Origin of the sequence: Tahibacter sp., assembly GCF_032229445.1 — a bacterium.
GTDB lineage: Bacteria > Pseudomonadota > Gammaproteobacteria > Xanthomonadales > Rhodanobacteraceae > Tahibacter.
Map to the genome: position 1 here is coordinate 1 of NZ_JAVTWC010000103.1, position 24,332 is coordinate 24,332.

The 24,332-nt window shown below is 66.0% G+C and carries 28 protein-coding genes and 1 pseudogene; 18 read left to right on the plus strand and 11 right to left on the minus strand.

What is annotated here, in order from left to right:
• The first annotated feature begins 127 nt into the window (after window positions 1-127).
• Window positions 128-1,642 carry a fumarate hydratase gene (locus tag RUU78_RS17815; protein ID WP_313918814.1) on the plus strand — a complete coding sequence of 505 codons (1,515 nt, stop codon included), beginning with the start codon at window positions 128-130 and terminating at the stop codon, window positions 1,640-1,642.
• An 83-nt stretch (window positions 1,643-1,725) separates the two neighbouring features.
• Here the strand turns inward: RUU78_RS17815 and RUU78_RS17820 are convergent, their stop codons facing one another.
• Window positions 1,726-2,607 (minus strand): alpha/beta fold hydrolase, encoded by an 882-nt coding sequence (locus RUU78_RS17820; protein ID WP_313918815.1) that lies wholly within the window; start codon window positions 2,605-2,607, stop codon window positions 1,726-1,728.
• A gap of 229 nt (window positions 2,608-2,836) precedes the next feature.
• On the opposite strand from RUU78_RS17820, the gene RUU78_RS17825 reads away from it, so the two are divergent.
• Both RUU78_RS17825 and RUU78_RS17830 read left to right on the plus strand, forming a co-directional pair.
• On the plus strand, window positions 2,837-3,046 hold the full coding sequence (locus RUU78_RS17825) for a cold-shock protein (RefSeq protein WP_313918816.1): 210 nt from the start codon (window positions 2,837-2,839) through the stop codon (window positions 3,044-3,046).
• A 109-nt stretch (window positions 3,047-3,155) separates the two neighbouring features.
• A complete protein-coding gene (locus RUU78_RS17830; protein ID WP_313918817.1) occupies window positions 3,156-4,025 on the plus strand; it encodes a pirin family protein in 870 nt (289 codons plus the stop codon).
• 63 nt (window positions 4,026-4,088) lie between these two features.
• On the opposite strand, the gene cqsA is transcribed toward RUU78_RS17830, so the two are convergent.
• From cqsA to RUU78_RS17850, 4 genes are all read right to left on the minus strand, one after another.
• The gene (gene cqsA / locus RUU78_RS17835; protein WP_313918818.1) at window positions 4,089-5,375 is read right to left on the minus strand and encodes an alpha-hydroxyketone-type quorum-sensing autoinducer synthase; all 1,287 of its coding nucleotides are present in this window, start codon (window positions 5,373-5,375) and stop codon (window positions 4,089-4,091) included.
• Between the two features lie 129 nt (window positions 5,376-5,504).
• Window positions 5,505-6,530, minus strand: a complete 1,026-nt coding sequence (locus RUU78_RS17840) for a hypothetical protein (protein WP_313918819.1) — start codon at window positions 6,528-6,530, stop codon at window positions 5,505-5,507.
• The gene (locus RUU78_RS17845) at window positions 6,530-7,900 is read right to left on the minus strand and encodes a HAMP domain-containing sensor histidine kinase (RefSeq protein WP_313918820.1); all 1,371 of its coding nucleotides are present in this window, start codon (window positions 7,898-7,900) and stop codon (window positions 6,530-6,532) included. The genes RUU78_RS17840 and RUU78_RS17845 overlap by 1 nt, the downstream gene beginning before the upstream one ends.
• 361 nt (window positions 7,901-8,261) lie before the next feature.
• Window positions 8,262-8,651 (minus strand): cytochrome c, encoded by a 390-nt coding sequence (locus RUU78_RS17850; protein ID WP_313918821.1) that lies wholly within the window; start codon window positions 8,649-8,651, stop codon window positions 8,262-8,264.
• 97 nt (window positions 8,652-8,748) lie between these two features.
• On the opposite strand from RUU78_RS17850, the gene tcdA reads away from it, so the two are divergent.
• Both tcdA and RUU78_RS17860 read left to right on the plus strand, forming a co-directional pair.
• Window positions 8,749-9,546 carry a tRNA cyclic N6-threonylcarbamoyladenosine(37) synthase TcdA gene (tcdA, locus tag RUU78_RS17855; RefSeq protein ID WP_313918822.1) on the plus strand — a complete coding sequence of 266 codons (798 nt, stop codon included), beginning with the start codon at window positions 8,749-8,751 and terminating at the stop codon, window positions 9,544-9,546.
• A gap of 147 nt (window positions 9,547-9,693) precedes the next feature.
• On the plus strand, window positions 9,694-9,930 hold the full coding sequence (locus tag RUU78_RS17860; protein WP_313918823.1) for a DUF6116 family protein: 237 nt from the start codon (window positions 9,694-9,696) through the stop codon (window positions 9,928-9,930).
• Between the two features lie 9 nt (window positions 9,931-9,939).
• Here RUU78_RS17860 and RUU78_RS17865 read toward each other — a convergent pair.
• Window positions 9,940-10,705, minus strand: a pseudogene (locus tag RUU78_RS17865) (TatD family hydrolase).
• Between the two features lie 119 nt (window positions 10,706-10,824).
• On the opposite strand from RUU78_RS17865, the gene RUU78_RS17870 reads away from it, so the two are divergent.
• Complete coding sequence (locus RUU78_RS17870) at window positions 10,825-11,808, plus strand: glycosyltransferase (RefSeq protein ID WP_313918824.1); 984 nt, start codon at window positions 10,825-10,827, stop codon at window positions 11,806-11,808.
• 48 nt (window positions 11,809-11,856) lie between these two features.
• On the opposite strand, the gene RUU78_RS17875 is transcribed toward RUU78_RS17870, so the two are convergent.
• From RUU78_RS17875 to RUU78_RS17895, 5 genes are all read right to left on the minus strand, one after another.
• Window positions 11,857-13,041: a magnesium transporter gene (locus tag RUU78_RS17875; RefSeq protein WP_313918825.1), complete on the minus strand. Its 1,185-nt coding sequence runs from the start codon at window positions 13,039-13,041 to the stop codon at window positions 11,857-11,859.
• A 190-nt stretch (window positions 13,042-13,231) separates the two neighbouring features.
• Complete coding sequence (locus tag RUU78_RS17880) at window positions 13,232-13,615, minus strand: VOC family protein (protein ID WP_313918826.1); 384 nt, start codon at window positions 13,613-13,615, stop codon at window positions 13,232-13,234.
• Between the two features lie 143 nt (window positions 13,616-13,758).
• Window positions 13,759-14,196 carry a cell wall hydrolase gene (locus RUU78_RS17885; RefSeq protein ID WP_313918827.1) on the minus strand — a complete coding sequence of 146 codons (438 nt, stop codon included), beginning with the start codon at window positions 14,194-14,196 and terminating at the stop codon, window positions 13,759-13,761.
• A 537-nt stretch (window positions 14,197-14,733) separates the two neighbouring features.
• The gene (locus tag RUU78_RS17890) at window positions 14,734-15,552 is read right to left on the minus strand and encodes a PhnD/SsuA/transferrin family substrate-binding protein (RefSeq protein WP_313918828.1); all 819 of its coding nucleotides are present in this window, start codon (window positions 15,550-15,552) and stop codon (window positions 14,734-14,736) included.
• 95 nt (window positions 15,553-15,647) lie between these two features.
• Entirely contained in the window at window positions 15,648-16,451 is an 804-nt protein-coding gene (locus tag RUU78_RS17895; protein WP_313918829.1) for a folate-binding protein, read from the minus strand.
• A gap of 195 nt (window positions 16,452-16,646) precedes the next feature.
• Here RUU78_RS17895 and RUU78_RS17900 point away from each other — a divergent pair, with 195 nt between their 5' ends.
• From RUU78_RS17900 to lolD, 12 genes are all read left to right on the plus strand, one after another.
• The gene (locus RUU78_RS17900; protein WP_313918830.1) at window positions 16,647-16,817 is read left to right on the plus strand and encodes a DUF1674 domain-containing protein; all 171 of its coding nucleotides are present in this window, start codon (window positions 16,647-16,649) and stop codon (window positions 16,815-16,817) included.
• A 90-nt stretch (window positions 16,818-16,907) separates the two neighbouring features.
• Entirely contained in the window at window positions 16,908-17,303 is a 396-nt protein-coding gene (gene sdhC / locus RUU78_RS17905; protein WP_313918831.1) for a succinate dehydrogenase, cytochrome b556 subunit, read from the plus strand.
• A complete protein-coding gene (gene sdhD, locus RUU78_RS17910) occupies window positions 17,300-17,686 on the plus strand; it encodes a succinate dehydrogenase, hydrophobic membrane anchor protein (protein WP_313918832.1) in 387 nt (128 codons plus the stop codon). Before sdhC ends, sdhD begins: the two co-directional genes overlap by 4 nt.
• Before the next feature lie 4 nt (window positions 17,687-17,690).
• On the plus strand, window positions 17,691-19,478 hold the full coding sequence (sdhA, locus tag RUU78_RS17915) for a succinate dehydrogenase flavoprotein subunit (RefSeq protein WP_313918833.1): 1,788 nt from the start codon (window positions 17,691-17,693) through the stop codon (window positions 19,476-19,478).
• Window positions 19,479-19,487: 9 nt separating this feature from the next.
• Complete coding sequence (locus RUU78_RS17920) at window positions 19,488-19,838, plus strand: Mpo1-like protein (RefSeq protein ID WP_313918834.1); 351 nt, start codon at window positions 19,488-19,490, stop codon at window positions 19,836-19,838.
• A complete protein-coding gene (locus RUU78_RS17925) occupies window positions 19,831-20,226 on the plus strand; it encodes a RidA family protein (RefSeq protein ID WP_313918835.1) in 396 nt (131 codons plus the stop codon). Before RUU78_RS17920 ends, RUU78_RS17925 begins: the two co-directional genes overlap by 8 nt.
• A gap of 1 nt (window position 20,227) precedes the next feature.
• Window positions 20,228-21,016, plus strand: a complete 789-nt coding sequence (locus RUU78_RS17930; RefSeq protein ID WP_313918836.1) for a succinate dehydrogenase iron-sulfur subunit — start codon at window positions 20,228-20,230, stop codon at window positions 21,014-21,016.
• A gap of 6 nt (window positions 21,017-21,022) precedes the next feature.
• On the plus strand, window positions 21,023-21,466 hold the full coding sequence (locus RUU78_RS17935; protein WP_313918837.1) for a hypothetical protein: 444 nt from the start codon (window positions 21,023-21,025) through the stop codon (window positions 21,464-21,466).
• On the plus strand, window positions 21,463-21,711 hold the full coding sequence (locus RUU78_RS17940; protein WP_313918838.1) for a succinate dehydrogenase assembly factor 2: 249 nt from the start codon (window positions 21,463-21,465) through the stop codon (window positions 21,709-21,711). The genes RUU78_RS17935 and RUU78_RS17940 overlap by 4 nt, the downstream gene beginning before the upstream one ends.
• The gene (locus tag RUU78_RS17945; protein ID WP_313918839.1) at window positions 21,683-22,132 is read left to right on the plus strand and encodes a protein YgfX; all 450 of its coding nucleotides are present in this window, start codon (window positions 21,683-21,685) and stop codon (window positions 22,130-22,132) included. Before RUU78_RS17940 ends, RUU78_RS17945 begins: the two co-directional genes overlap by 29 nt.
• A 99-nt stretch (window positions 22,133-22,231) precedes the next feature.
• Entirely contained in the window at window positions 22,232-23,473 is a 1,242-nt protein-coding gene (locus RUU78_RS17950; RefSeq protein WP_313918840.1) for a lipoprotein-releasing ABC transporter permease subunit, read from the plus strand.
• Window positions 23,466-24,173 carry a lipoprotein-releasing ABC transporter ATP-binding protein LolD gene (gene lolD / locus RUU78_RS17955; protein WP_313918841.1) on the plus strand — a complete coding sequence of 236 codons (708 nt, stop codon included), beginning with the start codon at window positions 23,466-23,468 and terminating at the stop codon, window positions 24,171-24,173. Before RUU78_RS17950 ends, lolD begins: the two co-directional genes overlap by 8 nt.
• Window positions 24,174-24,332: the final 159 nt, after the last annotated feature.

A 24,332-nucleotide genomic window follows, 5' to 3' on the forward strand; every position in this document is an offset into this window, starting at 1 on the left:
TTCTTTTGTGCGCATCCGACGGCGCGGATCATGCCGGAATACGCCGATGGGCCGGGGTCGGCTGCGCCACGCGAGTCAGCTTGCTCGCTTACAATGCGCGACTTTCGTCAGCAGACCGCCAGCGACCGTGAGCACGATCCAGCAGGAAGATTTCATCCAGAGCATCGCCGACGCGTTGCAGTACATCTCGTACTACCACCCGGTCGACTACATCAGGAACCTCGCCGCCGCCTATGAGCGCGAAGCCTCGCCGGCCGCACGCGACGCGATCGCGCAGATCCTGATCAACTCGCGCCTCTGCGCCGAAGGCCACCGCCCGATCTGCCAGGACACGGGCATCGTTACCGTCTTCCTCGAGATCGGCATGGACGTGCGCTGGAACGCCACGCTGGGCGTCGAGGACATGGTCAACGAAGGTGTGCGCCGCGCCTACAACCATCCGGATAACAAGCTGCGTGCCTCGGTGCTCGCCGATCCGGCCGGCAAGCGCAGCAACACGAAAGACAACACGCCCGCAGTAGTGAACATGCGCGTCGTGCCTGGCGTTACGGTCGACGTCATCGTCGCGGCCAAGGGCGGCGGTTCCGAGGCCAAGTCCAAGTTCGCCATGCTCAATCCGTCGGATTCCGTCGTCGACTGGGTGCTCAAGACCGTACCGACGATGGGTGCGGGCTGGTGCCCGCCGGGCATGCTCGGCATCGGCATCGGCGGCACGGCCGAGAAGGCCATGCTGCTGGCGAAGGAAGCGCTGATGGAGCCGATCGACATCCAGGACCTGATCGCCCGCGGCGCGTCCAACCGCGCCGAGGAATTGCGCCTTGAGCTGTACGAAAAGGTCAATGCGCTGGGCATCGGCGCGCAGGGGCTCGGCGGTCTCACGACGGTGCTCGACGTCAAGGTGCGGGACTACCCGACCCACGCGGCCAACCTGCCGGTGGCGATGATCCCGAACTGCGCGGCGACGCGGCATGCGCACTTCACGCTCGACGGTTCGGGCCCGGTCACGCTCGAGCCGCCCTCGCTCGACGACTGGCCGACGCTGACCTATGACGCGTCCAAGGGCCGTCGCGTCGATCTCGACACGGTCACGCGCGCGGATGTCGCGAGCTGGAAACCCGGCGAGACCATCCTGCTCAACGGCAAGCTGCTGACCGGCCGCGATGCCGCGCACAAGCGTCTGATCGACATGCTGAACAAGGGTGAAAAACTGCCGGTCGATTTCAACAACCGTTTCATCTACTACGTTGGCCCGGTCGACCCGGTGCGCGACGAAGTCGTCGGTCCCGCCGGTCCGACCACGGCCACGCGCATGGACAAGTTCACGCGCCAGATGCTGGAACAGACCGGCCTGCTCGGCATGGTCGGCAAATCCGAGCGCGGCCCCGCCGCGATCGAGGCGATCCGCGACAACAAGGCGATCTACCTGATGGCGGTTGGCGGTGCGGCCTACCTCGTGTCCAAGGCGATCAGGGCGTCGCGCGTGCTCGCGTTCGAGGACCTCGGCATGGAAGCGATCTACGAGTTCGAGGTCAAGGACATGCCGGTCACGGTGGCGGTGGATTCCAGCGGCAGCTCGGTGCACGAAACCGGACCCCGCGAATGGCAGGCGCGCATCGGCAAAATTCCGGTCGTGGTCGCGTAGGCGACGGCGCGGATCCGCGCACGAGCCGGGACATCCCTCGATCTTTCACCCTCGGCGGACCCCGGCGCCTCGGCTGGCCTGGCCTACGCCGCCAGTGATTTCAGCCACGCGTCGATGCGCGCGACCAGCGGCGCCGGTTCGCGCATCCACTCGAAATGTCCGGCGCGGCCGCCGCTGAACTCGCCGTCGCCGATGTCGCCGCGTTGCACCTGTGCCAAAGGCAACTTGTGCAGGAGATGGTCGAGCGAGGCCTTCGGCACATACCAGTCGCTGCTCAGACGCAGCGCAAGGACGGGCAAGGCGACCTCACGCAGCGCCGCCTCCGCCTGGAAATCCACCTGGGCAGGACGGTAGTCGCCGCTTCGCGCGCTGTCGGTCCAGTCGCGCATGACGCCGCGCGCCTCGCGACCGGCGAAGCCGAGCCTGTCGCCGGGGTAATAGCCGCACAGCATCGATACGGCGCGGAACCCTGGAATCGCCAGCAGGATGGCGCCCTTGTGCCATCCCGGAAACGTACGCCACCACGGCTGGCCGCTGCCGGCGACGAGGTAGCCGGCGAAGTCGCCCGGGTGCCTCGCCAAGGCGAGCGCGGCGAGTTGTGCGCCCAGGCTGTGGCCGCCGATGACCCAGCGTTTGCCGGGAAACGCAGCGGTGAGTGCGGCACGGCTTGCCGTGATGTCGCTGATCAGTTCCGCATAACCCCAGTCGGCATCGCGCGCGGCGCGGCGGTTGCTGGAATCGTGCCCGCGCCATTCGTGTAGCGCGACGGTCCAGCCGTTAGCGGCCATCGCCGCGGCGTAATGCCGGTATTTGCGTGCGGGCACGCCCATCGCTGGCAGCCACAGCACGCCCACACCCACGGTGGGATCGCCCGGCACCAGCAACAGATCGGCCTCGTGACCGTCGCCCGTGGCGACGCGCAGGGTTTCGGGCGCCGCCGTCGGCGCAGCAGTGAGATCTGGCATGGCTGGGATGGTAGCTCAGGCCGCTGTGCGCGCCCATCCGGTCGGCTGCGGTTCAGACACAGTCGATTTTGTGAAAAACCTTGAGTAGACTGACCACGCTGTGTTTGCACGGTCTGAATGTTTGACCCGATGCCAGCCGATCGGTTGATTCGCGTCATCGCTTGTCTTGAGCCCTGCAACCAGTAAGCCGACGGCATGCCGTCAATGTTCAAGCTTGGGAGAGCGTTTCATGTCGGATCGTGAGGTTGGTACCGTCAAGTGGTTCAACGACGCCAAGGGGTTTGGCTTCATTGCCCGTGAGAATGGCCAGGACGTTTTCGTCCATTTCCGTGCCATCCAGGGCAATGGGTTCAAGAGTCTGCAGGAAGGCCAGAAAGTGAGCTTCAAGGTGGTGCAGGGCCAGAAGGGCCTGCAGGCCGATGAAGTGAACCCGGTCTGACAGCGACTTCCGCGCGTAAAGCCGGCGTTGCAACGGGGAGTCCGAAACGCCACGAAGCAATTCGTGGCGTTTTTTATTTTTACCGCCACAGGTCTGGCCGGAGCCGTCCATGAGCGATAGCGTCATCCGCATAGAACCGCGCCAGCACGATATCGGCGGAGGACTGGTAGTGCGCCGGGCCTTGCCGCATCTGCTCGCCCGCTGCGTCGGCCCGTTCGTCTTCTTCGACGAGTTCGGCCCGGTCCAGGTCGCGCCGGGATCAGGCACGGATGTGCGGCCGCATCCGCATATCGGCCTGGCCACCGTGACTTATCTGCTGGGCGGCGCGATGGTCCATCGCGACAGCCTCGGGACGGTGCAGGAGATCCGTCCCGGCGACATCAACCTCATGAGCGCGGGACGCGGCATCGTGCATTCGGAACGCGGCACCGACGAGGCGCATGCGCACGGCCAGTACCTGCATGGCCTGCAGACCTGGATTGCGCTGCCGCAGGCTCTGCAGGAGTCCGATCCCTGGTTCCGCCACTATCCGGGCGCCGGGTTGCCGCGTCTGCAGCGTCCCGGCGTGAACCTGCACCTGCTCATGGGCCACGCCTACGGGGCGCTCTCGCCGGTGCAGGCGCCCTCGCCGACGTTGTACGTCATGCTCAGCGTCGAATCCGGCTCGGTACACGAGATCGAGGCCGACTACGCCGAGCGCGCGTTGTACGTCATTGATGGCGAGATCGAGATAGGCGGCGAGATGATCGGCAAGAACGAACTTGCGGTATTGCCGCCGGGTGCAGCGCGTCTGCACGCCCGCGCCGCCAGCCGCGTCGCGCTGATCGGTGGCGACGCGCTGGACGGGCCGCGTCATCTCTGGTGGAACTTCGTCGCCTCCACGCGCGAGCGCATCGAGCAGGCGAAGCAGGACTGGCGCGAACAGCGTTTCCCGCCGGTCCCGGACGAAACCGAATTCATTCCGCTGCCCGAACGCTGACGATCGACCACGGAAAAGGCGGCCAAATGGCCGCCTTCTTGCTTTGTAACCAATCGTCGGGGTTCAGGCGACTTCTACCAGGGCCGGCTTGCCGACCTGACGCCGTTCACGCCGCGTCGCGCTCCACTCGGACAGATCCACCTTGTCGCGCAGGCGGGTGCAGGCGTCGATGAGTTGATTCACCGCCGCGTCGTCCAGGCCCGCGTGCAAGGTCAGGCGCAGCAGGGCGCGATTCTTGGCCGTGGCCGGTGCGCAGAAGACTGCACCGAACACGTTTTCCGCCTCGAACGCGTCACGTACGCGCATGACGGCGGCTTCCGTGCCGACTTCCAGCGCGATGATCTGCTCGGTGCCCTCGCGCACCGGATAACCGAGTTCCAGCAGCGCTTCGCGCACGCGCCGCGTGACGTGCTGCAGACGCGCGCGGCGCCAGCCTTCGCGCTGCACGACGCGGTGCGAGGCTTCGATGCCCGCCAGTTCCGGCGGCAGCAGGGTAGAGGAGAAGATCGCCGGCATCGACTCGAACGCGAAATAGGGCTTGAATCGGCGGCTGCAGCTTATCAGCCCCGCACGCGCGCAATACGCCTTGGCCAGGCTGGCCGTCACGAAGTGCACGCGATCGCTGAGGCCGAGGCTCGCGACCAGGCCTTCGCCGTGCACGCCGTGCGTGCCCAGCGAATGCGATTCGTCGACGATGAAGATGCAGCCCTGGCGCTGGGCGATGTTGGCGAACCGCGTCAGCGGGCAGACACTGCCGTTCGTGCTGTAGATCGAATCGACCAGGATCAGGCCGGGGCCGTGGCGCAGTATCTGCCGCTCCAGGTAGTCCGGATCATTGTGGAAAACCGGCACCGCCTGCGCACCGGCGGCCTTGATGCCTTCCCACAGCGATGCGTGGGCGAGCATGTCGATGTATACCGGTGTGCGCTCGCCGGCCAGGCATTGCACCAGACCGACATTGGCGACATAGCCCGATTGGCAAAGAATCGTCTCCTCGCTGCCCAGGGCCAGGGCCAGTTCGCGTTCGAGCACATGCAGCGGATCGTCGTCCTCCTGCACGAACAGGCCCGACATCATGTTGCCGTTGCCGGCGCAGGCCAGCGCGGCGCGCTGCGCATTGACGATATCCGGATGGCGCGTCAGCGCGAGGTAGTCGTTGCTCTGCAGCTGCAGTGCGTTCGGACCGGGACGGGCGCCGCGCAGGATATGGCGGCCGTTCCAGCCGACCTGGACACGTTCGCTATGGAAGCGCTCGACGCGCTGGCGCGCGAACTCGGGCAGTTCCGGCGCGCGCACCGGCAGTAGTTGCGGAAAGGACGGGGTGACGACGGACGGGAAGGAAATACTCATGACTGCAACCTCTCACGGGAGTTATGGACCAAGCCGATCCCTGGCTGGCTGCGGTTTCAGCCGCAGCGGGACGACCGGTCCGGCCGTGGGCCGGTCGGAAAGGAGAGGTTTTGCGCGGATACCGCCTGATCATCCCGCGCGCGGGGGGATATCCATGTTGTCCTGTTCGCGCAGCCAGTTCCGATAGGACTTCACATGGGCCAGCTGCAGCGGTTCAAGATGGTCGATCAGACTGAAGTAGTAGCAGCTGTCGCCCTGGATCGCAGTGGCGGGGAACAGGTTCGCGGCGGGGTCGGCGATCTGCGGACTGTAGAAGCCGCCGCTGGACCAGAACCAGGGCAGGGCGGCGCCGGAACGCAGCGCGCGCAGGACGGTATCGGGCGCGCCGCGATCTTCGGCGATGTCGTGCTGTTCGCGCAGGTCGTCGTCCGTTTGCACCAGAAGAAAACGGCCCACGCCCCAGGCATCGAGCATGAGCACACCGGTAGGATTGCAGACCACATAGGATTCAATCGGCTGGAACGTCGCGACGACGGAATCAAAGACAGCACGAAAGGCCGGATCGCGCAGAAAACCGAAGCGGCCCATGGCCAGTGCTTCGGCCACGAAAGCGCCGGCGCGATCGAAATAGCGCTGCTGCAGCTCGCGGATGGCGACCTGCAGCTTGGCCATGGCCTGCGGATCGCTCTTGCGGATGAACCGGTCGATCACGCCGGAGTTGAAGGCCTCGATCGCGACCGAGTCCTCGGCGCGGCCAGTGAGCAGGATCTTGCCGATCAGCGGATTGTTGAGGCGCTTGCAGAAGGAGACGCCGTCCATTTCCGGCATGAAGTAGTCGACCACGAGCACGGAGACCTCGGAGAAGCGTTCCGGGTCGTACACAATGCGGTGTATCGAGTCGACATCAAGGGCGACGAGTTCCTGGGTTTGTGAAGGCCGGTCCTTCCAGCGGTAGAGCCAGCCGCCGCCGGGTACCGGCCGGCTGCCGGCGCTGCCGAGCGCGGCCAGGGCCATGCGCGGCGAGCTGAACGGGCGCAGATGCAGCATCGGGTCGAGCATCAGCGGCACGACGTCGAGGTATTCCTCGTGATCGTCGACGAGCACCGTGGTGGTCGGGAAATAGAACGGCGGGATCGCGGCGGCGCCAGGCTGCATCAGTTGTCCCTCCGCATCAGTTCGGGAAACACGATCGTGAACTCAGTGAACTCGCCGAAGGTGGAGCGGCAGATGATGGTCGCGCCCATGCGTTCCAGTGCCATGCGCACGAAGGAAAGCCCGACGCCCAGCCCGGTGCTGTAGTCGGTCGCGCTGGAATAAAAGCGCTCGAAGATGTGCGGCAGTACGTCCGGCGGTATGCCGGGACCGCTATCGTGGCAGACGACACGTTGGCCTCCTTCGTCGGCGTGCACGCTGAGCACGATGCTACCCTTGCCAGCGCGTCCGGTGTGGAATAAGGCATTTTTTATCAGATTAAACAATGCATGGACCAGCAGCAGGCGCGAGCCGCTGAAGCTGAAGTCGTCGGCCACGCCGACCGCAACGCGGCTGCGCTCGTGCTGCGAGCCGAATGGATAGCGTTCCATCGCCTCGTACAGGCAGTCGCGCGCGGAAATGTTCTCGACCTGGAGGCTGCCGATCGGCCGCGCCGCCACGAGCAGCATGTCGATGACGGTATTGGCGTGCTCGACCTCGCGGCCGATGGTTTCCATGGCCTTGGAGAGCCGGCCCAGCTGTGATTCGCGCAACTCCGGTACGGCCAGCTGCGCTTCGACCGCCTTGCGGTGCGAATCGGCCAGCAGCGGCAGGAAACGGTCCACCGCCTGAGTCGCGATGCGCACCGAGGCCAGCGGCGTACGCAGTTCGTGGGCGATGTTGTTGGTCGCCGCGATGATCGCGTCGATGCGCGCCTGGTTGCTCATGCTGTGGGAGATACTGAACACCGAACCGGAAATGATGGCGAAGGCCCACACCGGCGAATAGGCGAGCAGGGCAGCGGCTGCCAGCGGCTGGGCCGGTGCGAGCGCGTAAGCGACCACAGCAAGCAGCGTGCCGATCAGTCCGGTGACGATGAAGCTGCCCATGTCGAACAGCATCACCATGAGGAACACGGAGATCAGGTGCGACAGCAGCCACGCCACGGTGGCGCCGTTCTGCAGCAGCATGTAGGAAAAAAAGAACGGCAGCGCGAACGTCATGCCGAGATACCAGTAGAGCGGCAGCCACGCGCGCAGCCGGTTGGGCCAGAAGCTGACTAGCATCAGCGGCAGGAACAGCAGCGATCCGAACAGGCGCAGGCCCAGACTTTCATAAGGCTGCGGTAGCAGCTTGGCCCAGACGAAATAGTAGGTGGGGAACCCGAATACCCCGAGCGCGCCCATCCAGCGCATCTTCGGCTCGGAGTAGCGCGCGCGCGTGAAAATCGCGGTTTCGAAACGCAGCCAGGCGCGCTTGAGGTGCCACCACGCAAGTCGCGGCAACCTATGCAGGCGGCGGCTTGCACCATGGATGGCATCACTCGTGTTCATGCGCGCCCGGGCTGGCGCCGGTGCCGCTTGCGACGGTCACTGGCGTGGGAATCAGCTTCGATACTAGTGGAATTGCGCCAGTCTGGGGCGAGTGTGGCGCGCCCCCAGCCGACCCCGATGTGGCGATCCGAATGCGCGCCTGTTGGCGATTCGCGACGGAGCGCAGGTGTCGGCCCGGAGAATCAATTGCTTAGGGGATTTCTGAATAAGGCGGAATCAGTCGGGCCTGCCGAGCCCGGTTTGAGCCAAGCACAGCCAGCGACCTGCAAGCAGGCGTTCTGGCGGGGTGGTGGGGATCGGGTGCTGGTCACGACAGCGACGCTCCAACCCGATGTCCAGAGCGTACTCGGGCGGTTCGTCCTCAGCGATAGTGCAGATGACAGCTTTCGCACGCGTCGCTGGTCTGTTGCAGCGCCTGGTCCAGCGCCTGGCAGCCCTGCGGTACGTCGGCGCCCAGGCGACTGCTGGCGTCGACGAAGCGGCGCGCCTGGTCGTGGAAGTCGGGCTTTTCGTCAGTGAAGGCAGGGCCTATGTCCGCGCCCGTCTGCGCCAGTCGCTGGAAATGCAGGGCCGTCTTTGCCGGCGCGCAGTCGTTGCGGCGCTGCAGCCGGCGCAGTTCGCCCAGATGATGCTGCAACACGTTCATGACGCCACGCGGCCAGGCGTTGCGCTGGTGCAGCGCATTGGCCGCGCTGAAGGCGACCAGCGCGCCGATCAGCATGCCGGCAAACAGCAACAGCAACACTCGCATACGGTCTCCGCCCCCTCAAAGCAACAAGAGTAATCGAGAATCGCCTGCGGCCGGCCCCGATCGCGCTGGCCGGATGCGCCTGCGGTAAAATCCGCGGATGTCCGACTCCCTGCTCTCGGCCCGCTTCGGCGGTGTCGACCGTCTTTATGGCCGCGGCGCGCTGCAGCGCCTGTCGGCCCGTCATGTCGCCGTGGTCGGTGTCGGTGGCGTCGGCTCCTGGAGCGTCGAAGCGCTCGCGCGCAGCGGCGTGGGCGAACTGACCCTGATCGACCCTGACGACATCTGCGTCTCCAACACGAATCGTCAATTGCCCGCGCTCGACGGCAACTTCGGCCGCGCCAAGGTCGAGGTGCTGGCCGAGCGCGCGCGTGCGATCAACCCGGAGATTCGTCTAAACACGATCGCGAGCTTTCTCACGCCGGCCAATCTGACGGAGTTGCTGGATCGCGGCTACGACCTGGTGCTCGATGCCTGCGACAGTTTTCGCGTCAAGGTCGAAACCATCGCCTGGTGCCGCCGGCGCAAGTTGCCACTGATCGTGGTCGGCTCGGCCGGCGGCCGCATCGACCCGACGCGCATCCAGGTGCGCGACCTGTCGCGCACCGAACACGATGCGCTGCTGTCATTGATCCGCAAGAAGCTGCGCCAGGACTTCAACTTCCCGCGCAACCGCGATCGCTATTTCAGCGTGCCGGCGGTGTTCTCGCTGGAAAACGTGCGCTATCCGCAAGCCGACGGCAGCGTCTGCGGCACGCGGCCGGCGGGTACGGACGACGGTTTTCGCCTCGACTGCGGCAGCGGCCTCGGCGCAGCGATGCATGTCACGGCCGCGTTCGGCCTGGTCGCCGCGGGCAAGGCCATCGAGCGTCTGCTGGCGGACAAACCCGGGGCTTGAGTCGGTCGCTGCGAGCCCCATACTGCGAGCCGCGGACTGCGCGAATCAGCGGCGTTCGCGACGCGTGTCGAAGAGTTTACCTTCGACGGAATGTGGTGATCGGGTGCTGCGCCCAAAGCGGCACGGGCGCTGATCTTGGAGGTGGACATGGCCGGTTCGTTTCGTTCGTGGATGTTCGGTCCGTTGCTGAGTTTCGCCGAGGGTCTGCGCTTTCCGCGACTGCTGCTGCTGACGGCGGGCCTGTTCGTGGTCGACCTGGTGATCCCGGACCTGATTCCGTTCGTCGACGAGATCCTGCTCGCTCTGGTCACCTTGCTGCTGAGCCGCTGGAAGAAGAAACCCGTAGCGTCCGTGCCGCCGCCGCTGAGGTCCGCGCAAGGTTGACGCGCGGGGTCACTGGGCCAGGTTGAACAGGCGCTGCGCGTTGGCCGTGGTCGCCGCAGCGATGACGTCGCGAGATTCCGGCCGCAGCGCGGCGATCGCATCGAGTACGCCGGTGATGCAGGCTGGTTCGTTGCGCTGGCCGCGTTGCTCGGCCAGCGGCTGATCCGGCGCGTCGCTCTCCAGCAACAGGAATTCCAGCGGCATTGCGCTCACGACGCGACGCAGGCGGTGCGCGCGCGAATAGCTCACCGGTCCACCGATTCCCAGCATGAATCCCTGCTTCCACAATTGCTGTGCCTGTTCCTCGCTGCCGGAGTAGCTGTGTACGACGCCGCGCAGACCGTCGAACGCGCGCAGCGTGTGGATGACTTCCTCGACTGCGCGCCGCGCATGCACGATGACGGGCAGGCCAAGCTCGTGAGCGATTCCGAGCTGGCCGCGGAAAAAAAATCGCTGCAACTCGGGTTCCAGGCCATCGACGAAATAGTCCAGGCCGCATTCGCCGACCGCAACGGCCTTGCTCCGCGCCAGATGGTCGCGCAGCAGCGGCAGATGTGCCTCGCGATGTTCGGCCAGCAGCAGTGGGTGCAGACCGTACGCTGCGTGGAGTCCTTGCTCGCGCGCGCACTGGTCGGCCAGCGCCGGCCTGTCCGCGGCGCGGATCGCGGTTATCACCTGGATCGACACGCCGGCGGCGCGCGCGCGCGACGACCGCATCGCGGTCCGCCTCGAACTCGGGTGCGTCCAGATGGCAGTGGCTGTCGATGAGGGGCAGGGCGGTGGTGCTCATGTGCCGAGTCTCGCGTTCCTGCAGCGCCGCAGGCAAGCGCGCTCGTGCTCGTGTGCGGCGTGGCTGCCCTATAGACTGCCGCCTTTTACGCCATGTCCGCGCCGATGAGTGCCAATCCTGATTTTGCCGTCAGCGTCCTGCTGATCGCCTACCGCGCCGCCGACACCATCATTGCGGCCATCGACGCGGCGCTGGCACAGACGCTGCCGTGCGAGATCATCGTCTCCGACGACTGCTCTCCCGACGATACCTACGCGATCGCGCAGCGCCATCTGGCCGGCTATGCCGGGCCGCACCGCGTCAGCGTGCGCCAGTGCGCGCAGAACCGCGGCGTGGCAGGGCACCTGAGCGAACTGTTCGCGCTTGCACAGGGGCGCATATTCCTGATCATGGCCGGCGACGACCTGTCGCGGCCACGCCGGGCCGCCGCGACGCTGGCGGCGTTCGATGCCAATCCCGATGTCCATGCGCTTGGATCCATCGTCGACGAGATCGACATGCAAGGCAATCCGCTGCGGCGCGGCGTGCGCCACATGCCGGCGGCCTTCGGCCTGGACTACTTCGTGCGTGCGGGCAAGCTCTCTACGCTGCTCGGTGCGACGCTGGCGCTGCGCCGCGAGGTTTTCGCTCGCTTCGGCCCGCTGCGCGCCAGCGCCGAGGACAACATACTCACGCTGCGCGCGGCGCTGCTCGGGCGCGGCCTCTGCCTCGACGAAGCGCTGGTCGACTATCGCCAGAATCCCGACAGCCTGGGCAACTGGATCTTCGCGCGCCACGATGACACGCCCGAGCGTTTCCGCCGTCGCTACGAGCGCACCGTGCGCATGTACCGCGACGTGGCCGACGATATCGAAGCTGCGATCACCACGCTGCACGAACTGTCCGCGCCGCGGCGCGCGCTCGCCGAGCGCATCGTGCGCATCTATCGCATCGAAGCCGACGCGCGCAGTGCGATCCTCGATCGTCCGCGACGCGAATGGCTGGGTCCGATCTGGCGCGGCCTGCGTGAACCCGGCCTGCGCCGGAAGAGCGCCGAGCGCGCGCTGAAACTGCTGGTGCCTCGACGCTGGTTCGGCCTGCGCGGATAGCGGACCGTTCCATGCACACGGATGCGCCCAGGGCGCAGCGAATCGGCGCTACATCACAAACGTCGCGGCCAGGCCGAGGAACAGGCCCATGCTGACCACGTCCGTCGCCGTGGTCAGGAAGATGCTCGACGCGGTGGCCGGATCGGCGCCCAGGCGCTTGAGTACCAGCGGTACGGCGGCGCCGGCCATGCCCGAGATCGCACAGCTCGCGGTCATCGCGGTGAAGGTGATCAGGGCCAGCATCAGCGGCTGCGGGTGCTGCTGCATGCGCGCCATGATGAACATGGCGGTGGCGGCGACGAGTCCAGTCAGGAAGCCGTTGACGAAGCCGAGCAGCGCTTCTTTCGCCATCAGCGCAGTCGCCTGCGAGCTGCGCACTTCGCCCAGCGTCATTCCGCGCAACGTCACCGCCAGCGACTGGCAGCCGGTATTGCTGCACTGGCCCGACAGCACCGGGATGAAGATCGCGAGCAGCACGATGCGGTTGACGGTGTCCTGGAACAGACCGACCGTTGCCGCGGCGATGAAGGCCGTGAACAGGTTCAGCTGCAGCCAGGGGTGGCGAAACTTGAGTGAGCGAGTCCACGGCGTGGCGGCGCGTTCTTCTTTTTCTACACCCACCATCGCGCCGGCCTGCGCGCTGATCTCGAAGGCCTGCTGCTCGAACAGCACCGAGCCGCGAACGACGCCGATCAGATGGCCTTCGCGGTCGCAGACCGGATACACGGGATAGTGGCGCGTGACCACGGCGTGCATCGCATCGATGAGGTCCATGTCGGCGCGCAGCGAGAACGGTGAGACGATCATGACTTCGGCCAGCGTGTCGTTCGGATTCGCGAACAGCAACTCGCGGAACGCGACCACGCCGACGAGGCGGTCTTCCCGGTCGAGTACATACAGATAGGTGATCAGCGTCTGCTTGACCGCTTCGCGCAGGGACTCGACCGCCTCGTGGATGCGCGTCCCAGGGGAGAACACCGCGGTGGGCTTTTCCATGAGCCGGCCTACGCTGGATTCGGGCCAGGCGACGTCCTCGAGCCACTGTTCGCCGGCACTGTTGGCCGCGGCGATGCGCTGACGCCGGGTCAGGGGGAATTCCTCGAGGATCTCGACTGCCTGGCCCGGGTTGAGTTGGGCCAGTACCGCTCCGACCGCGGCGTCGTCCTCGTCATGCAGCGCGTCGGCTGCGGCCTTGGGGTCGAGTTCGCGCACGCGACGATAGAGCGGTTCCATCGGACCCCTTCCTGCCCGCCAAAGGACCGATGGTAGCAATGATGGCCGGGCGCCGAGAAGAAACCCGGCAGCGGCTACAGGCTCACGCGCTTGCGGCGCAGGGCCAGGTCATTGCCGGTCGTTACGCCGACGCGTCGCGAGCTCCGAGCTGACTCGGGCAGTCGTCATCGGGGCATGATCGGGGCACTGGTCATTGCCCCTCAGGAGGCTGCCAGAGTTCGATCTTGTTGCCTTCCGGGTCGAGCACCCAGCCGAACTTGCCGTACTCGGATTCGTCGACCTTTTCAACGACGTTACAGCCTTCCTCACGCAGCGCCGCGAGCAGCGCATGCAGGTCGGCGACGCGGTAGTTGATCATGAATGGCGCGGTGCTCGGCGCAAAGTAGTCCGAGTCCTGCTTGAACAGGCTCCAGATCGTCGTGCCGACGGCGGCGGGATTGTCCGCGTTCCAGCGGAACGCGACGCCGCCCCATTCGGAGACGTCCAGGCCCAGGTGGTCGCGGTACCAGGCCCGCAGCGCGTCGGGATCACGCGCCTTGATGAAAATTCCGCCTATTCCGGTGACACGCTTCATACGTCCTCCGCCGACTGCACGCGAACTGCGTGCAGCGAGCGTAGTCCGGCACGGCGGTGCCGTCGAGTCGCCGGGTGACGCCTCGTGTCGCGCAACTGATGCGCAATGACCGGGTGTGATTTGATACTTTTAAAGAATTGGCTCTAGTTCAGGGCGTAGAAGCGATGCGGTCCGATCACCGCGACAGGCCGGCCAATCGCCCAGCTTTGCGGCTCGGCGTAGTTGGCGACGAAGTGGCTCGCGCCCGGGACCACGCGCATGCGCAGCTTTTCCGGCAGCATCCACGCATTGCGTGCGCTGCTCGCGACCATCCATGATTTTGTCCACGATTCCAGGTTGTCGATTTCGTAATTCTTGCTGGTAATGGACAACGCAAACTGACGTGGCGCCTTGAGCACTTCGCACAGATTCCTGCCCCAGCGTCCCTGGTCGAGGCGGTGCAGGCCGACTTCGGCGACGGCCATCTGTCCGCGCATGGATTCCCCGCGCGCTTCCAGATAGACGGTGGCCGCCAGACAGGTCTGGTCGGCGATAGGCTGCGGCATGACCGAAGTCATCCACAGCAACAGGCCCAGCTTCATGCTCATACCTCCGTGCACACGGTCCTTAGCGCGCGACAGGTCGAGACGACGCTGGCGTTTGGGGTTTCCGGGATGTCGGTTGCGCCGCAGTTGTCGTGTTACGCGGCGTGGTCGGTGCCGGGGCGCATTCCTGGGCACAGTAGGCCCGCGCAGGCTGACGACCGGTTGATCAAGCTCTTGCCATCAGGGCAAAAGCGCCTAACCAGAACGGCCGCAAAGAAAAGACTCCGGCCGTCAAAAACCACGCGATCCGAATACTTCGGTTCGCGAGATCTGGTTGTCGGGTCTCCTGACCCGGTTCTGGGGTGCGGGAATGGCGACCCGCTGAGATTCGGTGACGCGCACCCTAACGGGCAAAAGCGGTGCTGTCAAACCGCTCAGGTCGCGATTAACGTCGACCTAACATCCTGTTCAGTGGTCGTTTTGTTGCGGCGTCGGAGTACTTTTATTCATAGTATATTTATGAAAAAATTTCTCGACGTCGCCTGCGGCGCCCGGTGGCGCCGCGCGATCACGGCGCAAGGGCCTGTCGGACAGCTACTGATAGCCGTAGAAGTCTTTCAGCATGGCCTCGGCACCCTTGTAGTCGGCGGCCGTGGCGGGGACGAACTTGCTGATGCCCAGTTCGAGCAGCAGGTTGGACAGGGCCGGATCCTGGTCGAGCTTGAGCAGGGCGTCGGCGACCTTGCTTCGGATCGCCTCGGGCACGCCGGGGGCGGCCGAGACGGCGGCGCCGGCGAATTCGACCGAGGTCTTGACCGGAGTCAGGTTCGGATACTGGTCCTTGAGCCAGGTCGGCACCATGGCCGCCTCGGCTTCGCCGGCGAAGACGGCCTCGACCGCATCGCGCCAGGAAGCCGCCGAGGATTCGATGTCGGGCTGCTGGATAGGGTTGGGGTAGAAACCGAGCAGCAGCGCATAGCCGAGGCTGGGCGCGCCCATGCAGACGATCTTGCGGCCGACCAGGGCCTCGATGCCCTTGTCCTGCAGGTCGACGTTGGTGACGAGGGTGTAGCTCTGGCGTTCGGCGGTGTGGACGAGCGGCACGAACTGGAAGCGGGCGATGCGGTAGTCGGCGAGGTGGGCCTCGTCGAGCGCGAAATCGAATTTCTCGTTGCCGCGCAGGTCACGCCAGTAGAAGTGATAATTCTTGGGCGTGACCAGGGTGAATTTTTCGCCGGTCGCCTTGGCGAGATAGTCGACCAGCGGCTTGTAGACTTCCGCGGCCTTCTGCGGCCCGTAGACCGGCTCGACCACGAAACTGTAATCGGCTGAGGCGGGTGCGATGGAGAGTCCCAGGACGCAGACTGCACCACACAGCCGACGTTGCCAGGTGGCTTGCCGATAGTGAGACATGCCAGATCTCCCCTGTGAGCCCGACAGCAGAATAGCGTGAGTATAGGCGAGTTTCGCCGACTCTTTTCAGGTGAATTATTGCTCCGGCGCGCGGATCACCAGGGCGCCGGCACGGTTTGCGTCACCGCGTCGCCGGCACGTAGCGATGTGCCAGGCGCTGCCGATTCCCGCCGCACGATGGCCAGGGCACGCCAGCCACCGGCGGATGTCTGTACCGACTGCAGCAGCAGACCCGCCTCGCCGCCGGCTTCGTCGCGCAGTTCGGTCGCGGCGTCCAATGCCGTATCCGATGCCAGGCAGACCGGTACGCGCTTGTCGCCGCCGCCGCGAAAGTGCAGGCGCGCGACGATTTCCTGACCCGGGTAGCAGCCCTTGTCGTGGCTGATCGCACGCAGGCGCGCGAAATCCATCCAGGACGGCAGCAACTGTTCCAGGGCGTGGTCGGGCAGCCACGGCAAGCCGGCGTCGATATCGCGCGCCAGCGTTTCCGCCCAGGGCAGACCGCCGGACACCTCCCTCCCCGGTTGCAGTTGCAACGTGCGTCCGTGCGGTAGGGCAAGCGGGAATGTCTGCTCGCCCGACGCGGCTGCCGTCGAGGATTCGGCCCAGTGCCAGCCGGATAAGGCCTGCACCTGCAGCTTGAGGCGCATGACGAACATGCGCAGCGCGGGCAGGATCGAAACCGCGTCGCCGCCGCGCAGCAGTAACAGGTAGCGGGTCTCGTCGGCGCGCAGCAGATGGAACAGGCGGCGCACGCGGCCCTGCGGGTTGAGCCAGGCGTTGAGCTGGCTCTCGCCCGGCGCGAGCGCGGAAACGTCGTTGCAGAACTGGGCCTGAGCGAATTTCTCCGCGTCGGGTCCGGCCAATTCGATGAGTTCGGCGGGGGCGGGCAGCGGCAAGCGGGTATCCGGCAGACGCGAAGCGGTGAGTATCGCAAATCGCGGCCGCGCGAACTGTCCGCTGTCGGCAGGTCCGACGAGCCTTCTGTGCACCTACGACCTTGGTCGTGGTGCACGGCGGCAACGGCGTTGTGCGCCGCGCCAGGGTTGTCAGTTGTGTCCACCGGCGTTACCCTTCGCGCCGCTTCAATACCTATGCCCGAATCCACTTCCCAGCCAGTTCCGCCTGACCGCGACGTGCCAGAGCCCAGTGCTCCCGCACCAACGGACGCTGCCTCGCGTCCACGCGAAATCGGCGGCCGCCAGGGGCCGGAGCCGACCCGCTACGGCGACTGGGAGAAGAATGGCCGCTGCATCGATTTCTGAGGACACGTCCGCGGCGTAATGTCCGCAACGCGCGCTCGGTTTCGCAACAGCGTCGGATCGGAACCCCGGTTGGCGTAAAGGATGGCGACCATGCCTCAAGCGGCAAGACCCAAGTCACCGCACCTCGATATCTACCGTTGGCAGATACAGATGGTGTCCTCGATCCTGCATCGTGCTGCGGGAGTCGCGCTGGCCATTGGCACCGTGTTGCTCGTTTGCCTGCTCGCCAGCCTCGCCATCGGACCCGAGGCCTATGCCAAGGTGCAGAGTTGCGCCGGTTCGGTCTTCGGCCAACTGCTGCTGCTGGGCTGGACCTGGTCGCTGGCTTACCACCTGTTGAACGGCCTGCGTCATCTGCTCGAAGACACCGGCCATGGTTTCCAGATCAGGACCTTCGTCATGACCGGCTGGGTCGCGGTCATAGGCTCGCTGGTGTTGACCGCGCTGGTCTGGGCCTGCGTGCTGCTGCAGCGGGGGGGAGCATGAGCAAGCATCTGCGCACACCGCTCAAGACCGTCCGGGGACTCGGCTCCGCGCGCGGCGGCACTCATCATTTCACCGTGCAGCGCATCACCGCCGTGGCCCTGGTGCCGCTGTCGCTGTGGTTCGTCTGGATCGCGCTGAGCCTCGTGCATCTGGACTACGCCGGCGCGCGTACGCTCATGGCGCATCCGGTCCACGCGGTGCTCATGGTGGCCTTCGTGCTCAGCGTGTTCTGGCATGCCCAGCTCGGGCTGCAGGTCGTGATCGAGGACTACGTCCACTCCCCGGGTCTGGAGATCGCTTTCCAATTGGCCGTGAAATTCCTCTGCGTGCTCGGCGCGGTGGCCTGCGTCCTCGCCATCGTCCGCATCGCCCTCGGAAGCTGAGCACATGCAAAGTTATAAGATTCAGCAGCACAAGTACGACGTGATCGTGGTCGGCGCCGGCGGTGCGGGCCTGCGCGCCACGTTCGGCATGGCCGCCAAGGGCCTCAACACCGCGTGCATCACCAAGGTGTTCCCGACGCGCTCGCACACGGTGGCCGCGCAGGGCGGCATGTCGGCGGCCCTGGCCAACATGGGCGAGGACGACTGGCGCTTCCACTTCTACGACACCATCAAGGGTTCCGACTGGCTCGGTGACCAGGATGCGATCGAATACATGTGCCGCGAAGCGATTCCGGCCGTGATCGAGCTGGAACACTACGGCGTGCCGTTCTCGCGCACTGAGGAAGGCAAGATCTACCAGCGTCCGTTCGGCGGCATGACCACGCACTACGGCAAGGGCACCGCGCAGCGTACCTGCGCCGCGGCCGACCGCACCGGGCACGCGATCCTGCACACGCTCTACCAGCAGTCGCTCAAGCACGACGCGCGCTTCTACATCGAATACTTCGCGCTCGATCTGATCATGGATTCCGAGGGCGTGTGCCGCGGCGTGATCGCGCTGGACATGGCCGAAGGCACCTTGCATCTGTTCCGCGCGCACGCGGTAGTGCTCGCGACCGGCGGCTACGGCCGCGCGTACTTCTCGGCCACCTCGGCACATACCTGCACCGGCGACGGCGGCGGCATGGTGCTGCGTGCCGGTCTGCCGCTGCAGGACATGGAGTTCGTGCAGTTCCACCCGACCGGCATCTACGGCGCCGGCTGCCTGATCACCGAAGGCGTGCGCGGCGAAGGTGGTTATCTGACGAACTCCAAGGGCGAGCGCTTCATGGAGCGCTATGCGCCCAACGCCAAGGATCTCGCCTCGCGCGACGTGGTCAGCCGTGCCATGACGATCGAGATCCGCGAAGGCCGCGGCGTCGGCACGAATGCCGACCACATCCATTTGAACCTCATGCACCTGGGTCCCGAGGTCATCAACGAAAAGCTGCCCGGAATCGCCGAGAGCGCGCACATCTTTGCCGGTGTCGACGTCGCCAGGCAGCCGATCCCGGTGATCCCGACCGTGCACTACAACATGGGCGGCATTCCGACCAACTACCACGGCGAGGTCGTGCGCAAGCTCGGCGACAACCCGGATGCGGTCGTGCCGGGCCTGTTCGCGATCGGCGAGGCGGCCTGCGTCTCGGTGCACGGTGCCAACCGCCTGGGGTCCAACTCGCTGCTCGATCTGGTCGTGTTCGGCCGTGCCGCGGCCATCCGCGCTGCGCAGATCATCACTCCGGGCGCGCCGCACAAGGACATGCCGGCCAGTGCCTGCGACGCGGCGCTGGCGAACTTCGACCGCCTGCGCAACGCCAACGGCAGCCAGCCCACGGCGCAGGTCCGCGCGACCATGCAGGCCGTGATGCAGAAGGACGCCGCGGTGTTCCGCACCGGCACCACGCTCAAGGAAGGCTGCGCCAACATCTCCAGGACCTTCGACTCGTTCGATGACGTGCGCGTCACTGACCGTTCGCTGGTGTGGAACTCCGACCTGATCGAGACGCTGGAACTGCAGAACCTGCTCGGCCAGGCCGTGGCCACGATGTATTCGGCAGAGAACCGGCCGGAAAGCCGCGGCGCGCACGCACGCGAGGATTTCCCCGACCGCGACGACGCCGAGTGGCAGAAGCACACGCTGGTCAACGTCGACGTCAAGGGCAAGGTCGCGTTCGACTACCGTCCGGTGCACATGTACACCATGAGCACGGACGTCGAGGTCGTTCCGCCCAAGCCGCGCGTGTACTGAGGATTCTCCATGGCGCGCGAGGGTGGGCTGATCGCATGGCAGTGGCAGGGCTACGAGCGCAATCATCGCGACCGGGCCAACCTGCTGCTGCACATCGTCCTCGTCCCCGCGTTCATCGCCGGCATCCTCGCGACCGTGCGTTTCCTGACCTGGGGCCGCTGGCTCCCGGCCTTGCTCGCCTTCGTGTTCGCCCTCGTCGCGTTCGCACTGCAGGGTATTGGCCACAAGCGCGAACGCGACGCGCCGGAGCCGTTCCTCGGTCCCGCCGATTTCATCGGCCGCGTGTTCGTCGAGCAGTTCATTACCTTCCCGCGCTTCGTGCTCAGCGGGCAGTGGGTGCGGAATCTGGGCCGTGGCTGAGGTCGCCGCTATCGTTCCCCCCGGCGTGGCCGCACCCGAAGGTGGCTACGTACACGGCTTGCGTGTCGCGGCGGGACAGGAGCTGGTCTTCATCAGCGGCCAGATCCCGACACTGGCCGACGGCAGCGTACCGGCGGGCTTCGACGCGCAATGCCGCGCCGTCTGGCGCAACATCGTCGCGACGCTCCAGGCCGCGGGCCTGGGCGTGTCCGATCTCGTCAAGATCACCACGTTTCTCACGTCGCGCGAATTCGCCGCCCGCAACGGCGCGATTCGCCGCGAAACGCTTGGTTCCCACCAGCCCGCCCTGAGTGTGATCGTCGCGCAGACGCTCGATCCCGCCTGGCTGCTAGAAATCGAGGCGATCGCCGCCTCACGGAGTCCCTAAGATGGCCGAGTTCACCCTGCCCAAGAATTCCAAAGTGCAGAAGGGCAAGCACTTCCCGGCCCCGGCCGGCGCGAGCAAGGTGCGCACGTTCAAGGTCTATCGCTGGAATCCGGACGACGGCCAGAACCCGCGCGTGGACAGCTACGAGGTCGACATGGCCAGCTGCGGACCGATGGTCCTGGACGCGCTGATCAAGATCAAGAACGAGATCGACCCGACCCTGACCTTCCGTCGCTCGTGCCGCGAAGGCATCTGCGGCTCCTGCGCGATGAACATCGACGGCACGAACACGCTGGCCTGCACCAAGGCCGTCGGCGACTGCAGCGCAAAAGAAGTGCCGGTCTATCCGCTGCCGGCCATGAGCGTGGTCAAGGACCTCGTGCCCGACCTGACCCATTTCTATGCGCAGTACGCGTCGATCAAGCCGTGGATCCGCACGCAGACCGCGCCGCCGCCGGATGCCGAGCGACTGCAGTCCAAGGACGATCGCGCCAAGCTCGACGGGCTGTACGAATGCATCCTGTGCGCGTGTTGCTCGACCTCGTGTCCGAGCTACTGGTGGAATGGCGACCGCTACCTCGGCCCGGCGGTGCTGCTGCAGGCGTATCGCTGGATCATCGACAGCCGTGACGAGGACACGGGTGCGCGCCTGGACGATCTCGAGGATCCGTTCCGCCTGTACCGCTGCCACACCATCCTCAATTGCGCGCGCACCTGTCCGAAGGGGCTGAACCCTGCAAAAGCGATTGCTGAGATCAAGAAGCTGATGGTCCTGCGACAGGGCGCCTGACGCGCCATGAGCGACGAACACGCCAGTAACGCGCCCGTACCGGCCCGTGCGCCGTCCGCGCTTCGCAGCGCGCTGCGCTTCGTCGCCTACGTGGCCGCTGCGGGGCTGGTCACCGGCGTTGCCGTGTGGTTGCTGTTTCGCGTACTCGGCCCCGATGGCTGGCGTTTGGCCCGTACGCCGATCGGCTGGATTGGGCTCTACCTCGCGCCGTTTGCGATCGGCTTCCTCGCACTCGCGCGGCAAGCGGTGGCCGAGCGGGGCTGGAACAGCCTGCTGACCGGCTGGCTCGCGACTGCGGTGTTCGCGCTCGGCATGAACATGACCAGTCTGAACGGCCCCGTCATGCTGCTCGCGATCCTTGTCTTCGTGCTTCCGATGAGCGCGCTCGGCACGTTGGCGGCGTGGCTGCTGCTGCGGTCGCGCGCGACGCTCCCCGGGAATCCCGCGTGAGCGACGCGACGGTCGCGCGACTGCGTTGGCGCTGCCGCCGCGGCACGCGTGAACTCGACGCGCTGGTCGGCTGGTGGCTTGACGCGCGCTACGCGCAGTCCGATGCAGCGGCGCAGGACGCGTTTGCGGACCTGCTCGACGCACAGGACCCCGACCTCTGGAACTGGCTGGTCGGACGCGAGCGCGCGCCGCGCGCAGACTGGCAGGCCATCGTCGATGAAATCCGCCAGCGCGATCACGTTTGACCTGCGGCCGTCACGGCTGCTCGTCGCCGCTGTGCTGCTCGTCGCCGCGCTCGCGGCCGCCTCGGTGTGGCTCAGCGAACTGCGCCGCTGGCCTGGCGTCGCCATCCTGGCCTGCGTGGCGATTGCCGTGCTCGTGGCGTGGAGGCTGCCGCTGCTGCTGCGCGTGCGCTGGCTGCGCGCAGGCTGGAATGCGGACAGCCAGTGGAGCCTGCTCGACACCGGTCAGACGGCCGTGGGTGCGCAACTGCTCGACTGGAGCGCGCTGGGTCTGTCGCTGCGGCTGCGGCTGCGTACCACCGCCGGTGAAACGGTGACCGTGCATCTGCTGCCCGACAATCTCGATCGCGACACGCGCCGGCGCCTGCGCGTGCGCCTGACGCAGGAAACGGGACGCATTGAAGCACCGCCGACCTCCGGCTGAACGCGGCTTCCGCGCTGCCTTGCGCTGCTGCGGCGCGTATTGCACTCTCGCCCGGTTATCCGGTCTGAACCCGTTTCCCAAGGATTGCGACTCCCGGCCATGTTCCGACCGCTAGAGCTGTTCATAGGCCTGCGCTATACGCGGGCCAAGCGTCGCAATCATTTCATCTCCTTCATTTCGCTGGTCTCGATGGCCGGCATCGCGCTGGGCGTGACCGCGCTGATCGTCGTCATCTCGGTCATGAACGGCTTCGACAATGAGCTGCGCACACGCATCCTCGGCATGGTTTCGCACGCGACCATCAGCAGCGTCGACGGCCCGATGCAGGACTGGACCGGGGCGCAGAAACAGGCTGCCGCAAACGAACACGTACTCGGGTCGGCACCATTCATTGAACGCGAAGCCATGCTGCAGGGCGACCGCGTCGGCGGCGCCATCGTGCGCGGCGTGCTGCCGCAGGAAGAACCGAAGGTCTCCGAAGTCCACCACAAGATGAAGGCCGGCAAGCTCGACGACCTCGTCGCCGGCGGCTTCGGCATCATTCTCGGGCGCGAGCTGTCCTACAAGCTCGGCGTCGACGTCGGCGACCAGGTCGTGGTCTATGCGCCGGAAATCCGCGCGACGCCGGTCGGTGCGGTGCCGCGGCTCAAGCGCTTCACGGTCGTCGGCATCTTCGAGATCGGCATGGAGGAGTACGACGCCGGCCTCGCGATCGTGCACCTGCAGGATGCGCAGCGGCTGTACCAGGTTGACGGACCCGACGGCCTGCGCCTCAAGCTCGACGACATGTTCCGCGCGTTCGGCGTCGCGCGGCAGCTGTCGCAGGAACTCGGCAATTTCTATCGCGTGCGCGACTGGATGCAGGGCCACGCGAACTTCTTCAAGGCAATCGCCATGGAGAAGCGCGTGATGTTCATGATCCTCTCGCTGATCGTCGCGGTCGCGGCATTCAACTTGGTCTCGACGCTGGTCATGCTGGTGCAGGACAAGCAGGCCGACATCGCGATCCTGCGCACGCTCGGCGCGAGCCCGCGCAGCATCATGGGTGTTTTCATGGTGCAGGGCGTCGTCGTCGGCGTGATCGGCATCGCGATCGGAACACTGCTTGGCGTCGTGCTCGCGCTGAATCTCGAGAGCATCGTCAAGTTCGTCGAGAACAAGCTGCAGATTTCGGTACTGCCGTCGGATGTCTACTACATCAGCGACCTGCCCTCGGACATGCACTGGGGTGATGTCGGCATGATCGCGCTGATGGGTTTCGCATTCTCGCTGATCGCCACGGTGTATCCGGCCTGGCGTGCGGCGCGTACCCAGCCGGCCGCGGCGCTGCGCTATGAGTAAGGATTTTTCCGCCGTGAGCGATACCGTCGTGCTGCGTGCCACCAACGTGGCCAAGACCTACCAGGAAGGCACGCTGCGCACGGATGTGCTCAGCGACCTGAATTTTTCCCTCGCGCGCGGCGAGACACTCGCGATCGTCGGCGCGTCGGGTTCGGGCAAGAGCACCTTGCTGCACATCCTCGGCGGGCTGGACACGCCTACCAGCGGCGAAATCGACGTCGTCGGCCAGCGCATGTCGGCGCTGTCGGACCGCGCGCGCGGCGAGCTGCGCAACCGCTCGCTCGGTTTCATCTACCAGTTCCATCACCTGCTGCCCGAATTCACCGCGCTCGAGAACGTGTGCATGCCGCTGCTGATCCGCGGCACGCCGATCGTGCAAGCGCGCCGCGAAGCGGGCGACCTGCTCGCGCGCGTCGGCCTTGCCCAGCGCCTGGAGCACAAGCCCGGCGAGATGTCCGGTGGCGAGCGCCAGCGCTGCGCGGTCGCGCGTGCGCTCGTGACGCGGCCGGCCTGCGTGCTCGGCGACGAACCCACCGGCAATCTCGACGAGAAGAATGCGGCGCAGGTGTACGCGCTGATGCTGGAGCTCAACCGTGAAGTCGGCACCAGCTTCGTGCTCGTGACCCACGACCGCAGCCTCGCGCGGCGCATGGACCGCATGCTGGAACTGCACGGCGGTCGTCTCGCGGAACCGGCGTAGCGTTACGCGTTCCTCGAAGCACGCAGGCCGGATGCCGCGGCCGCGCGCGCCCGTCGCTCCCAGTCCGGATCAACAGGCCTGTGTCGTGAGCGCCGCGCGTTTCTCCGCCAGCGGTCCTGCCCGCGGCCACCCGGAAAAGTCCCAGGCTCCGGCGCGTCA

What these genes read in the sequence shown, in the direction of transcription:
- RUU78_RS17820 (WP_313918815.1), bottom strand. Translation starts at nt 2,607, where the DNA reads ATGCCAGATCTCACTGCTGCGCCGACGGCGGCGCCCGAAACCCTGCGC.
- RUU78_RS17825 (WP_313918816.1), top strand. Translation starts at nt 2,837, where the DNA reads ATGTCGGATCGTGAGGTTGGTACCGTCAAGTGGTTCAACGACGCCAAG.
- RUU78_RS17830 (WP_313918817.1), top strand. Translation starts at nt 3,156, where the DNA reads ATGAGCGATAGCGTCATCCGCATAGAACCGCGCCAGCACGATATCGGC.
- cqsA (WP_313918818.1), bottom strand. Translation starts at nt 5,375, where the DNA reads ATGAGTATTTCCTTCCCGTCCGTCGTCACCCCGTCCTTTCCGCAACTA.
- RUU78_RS17840 (WP_313918819.1), bottom strand. Translation starts at nt 6,530, where the DNA reads ATGCAGCCTGGCGCCGCCGCGATCCCGCCGTTCTATTTCCCGACCACC.
- RUU78_RS17845 (WP_313918820.1), bottom strand. Translation starts at nt 7,900, where the DNA reads ATGAACACGAGTGATGCCATCCATGGTGCAAGCCGCCGCCTGCATAGG.
- RUU78_RS17850 (WP_313918821.1), bottom strand. Translation starts at nt 8,651, where the DNA reads ATGCGAGTGTTGCTGTTGCTGTTTGCCGGCATGCTGATCGGCGCGCTG.
- tcdA (WP_313918822.1), top strand. Translation starts at nt 8,749, where the DNA reads ATGTCCGACTCCCTGCTCTCGGCCCGCTTCGGCGGTGTCGACCGTCTT.
- RUU78_RS17860 (WP_313918823.1), top strand. Translation starts at nt 9,694, where the DNA reads ATGGCCGGTTCGTTTCGTTCGTGGATGTTCGGTCCGTTGCTGAGTTTC.
- RUU78_RS17870 (WP_313918824.1), top strand. Translation starts at nt 10,825, where the DNA reads ATGAGTGCCAATCCTGATTTTGCCGTCAGCGTCCTGCTGATCGCCTAC.
- RUU78_RS17875 (WP_313918825.1), bottom strand. Translation starts at nt 13,041, where the DNA reads ATGGAACCGCTCTATCGTCGCGTGCGCGAACTCGACCCCAAGGCCGCA.
- RUU78_RS17880 (WP_313918826.1), bottom strand. Translation starts at nt 13,615, where the DNA reads ATGAAGCGTGTCACCGGAATAGGCGGAATTTTCATCAAGGCGCGTGAT.
- RUU78_RS17885 (WP_313918827.1), bottom strand. Translation starts at nt 14,196, where the DNA reads ATGAAGCTGGGCCTGTTGCTGTGGATGACTTCGGTCATGCCGCAGCCT.
- RUU78_RS17890 (WP_313918828.1), bottom strand. Translation starts at nt 15,552, where the DNA reads ATGTCTCACTATCGGCAAGCCACCTGGCAACGTCGGCTGTGTGGTGCA.
- RUU78_RS17900 (WP_313918830.1), top strand. Translation starts at nt 16,647, where the DNA reads ATGCCCGAATCCACTTCCCAGCCAGTTCCGCCTGACCGCGACGTGCCA.
- sdhC (WP_313918831.1), top strand. Translation starts at nt 16,908, where the DNA reads ATGCCTCAAGCGGCAAGACCCAAGTCACCGCACCTCGATATCTACCGT.
- sdhD (WP_313918832.1), top strand. Translation starts at nt 17,300, where the DNA reads ATGAGCAAGCATCTGCGCACACCGCTCAAGACCGTCCGGGGACTCGGC.
- sdhA (WP_313918833.1), top strand. Translation starts at nt 17,691, where the DNA reads ATGCAAAGTTATAAGATTCAGCAGCACAAGTACGACGTGATCGTGGTC.
- RUU78_RS17920 (WP_313918834.1), top strand. Translation starts at nt 19,488, where the DNA reads ATGGCGCGCGAGGGTGGGCTGATCGCATGGCAGTGGCAGGGCTACGAG.
- RUU78_RS17930 (WP_313918836.1), top strand. Translation starts at nt 20,228, where the DNA reads ATGGCCGAGTTCACCCTGCCCAAGAATTCCAAAGTGCAGAAGGGCAAG.
- RUU78_RS17935 (WP_313918837.1), top strand. Translation starts at nt 21,023, where the DNA reads ATGAGCGACGAACACGCCAGTAACGCGCCCGTACCGGCCCGTGCGCCG.
- RUU78_RS17945 (WP_313918839.1), top strand. Translation starts at nt 21,683, where the DNA reads ATGAAATCCGCCAGCGCGATCACGTTTGACCTGCGGCCGTCACGGCTG.
- RUU78_RS17950 (WP_313918840.1), top strand. Translation starts at nt 22,232, where the DNA reads ATGTTCCGACCGCTAGAGCTGTTCATAGGCCTGCGCTATACGCGGGCC.
- lolD (WP_313918841.1), top strand. Translation starts at nt 23,466, where the DNA reads ATGAGTAAGGATTTTTCCGCCGTGAGCGATACCGTCGTGCTGCGTGCC.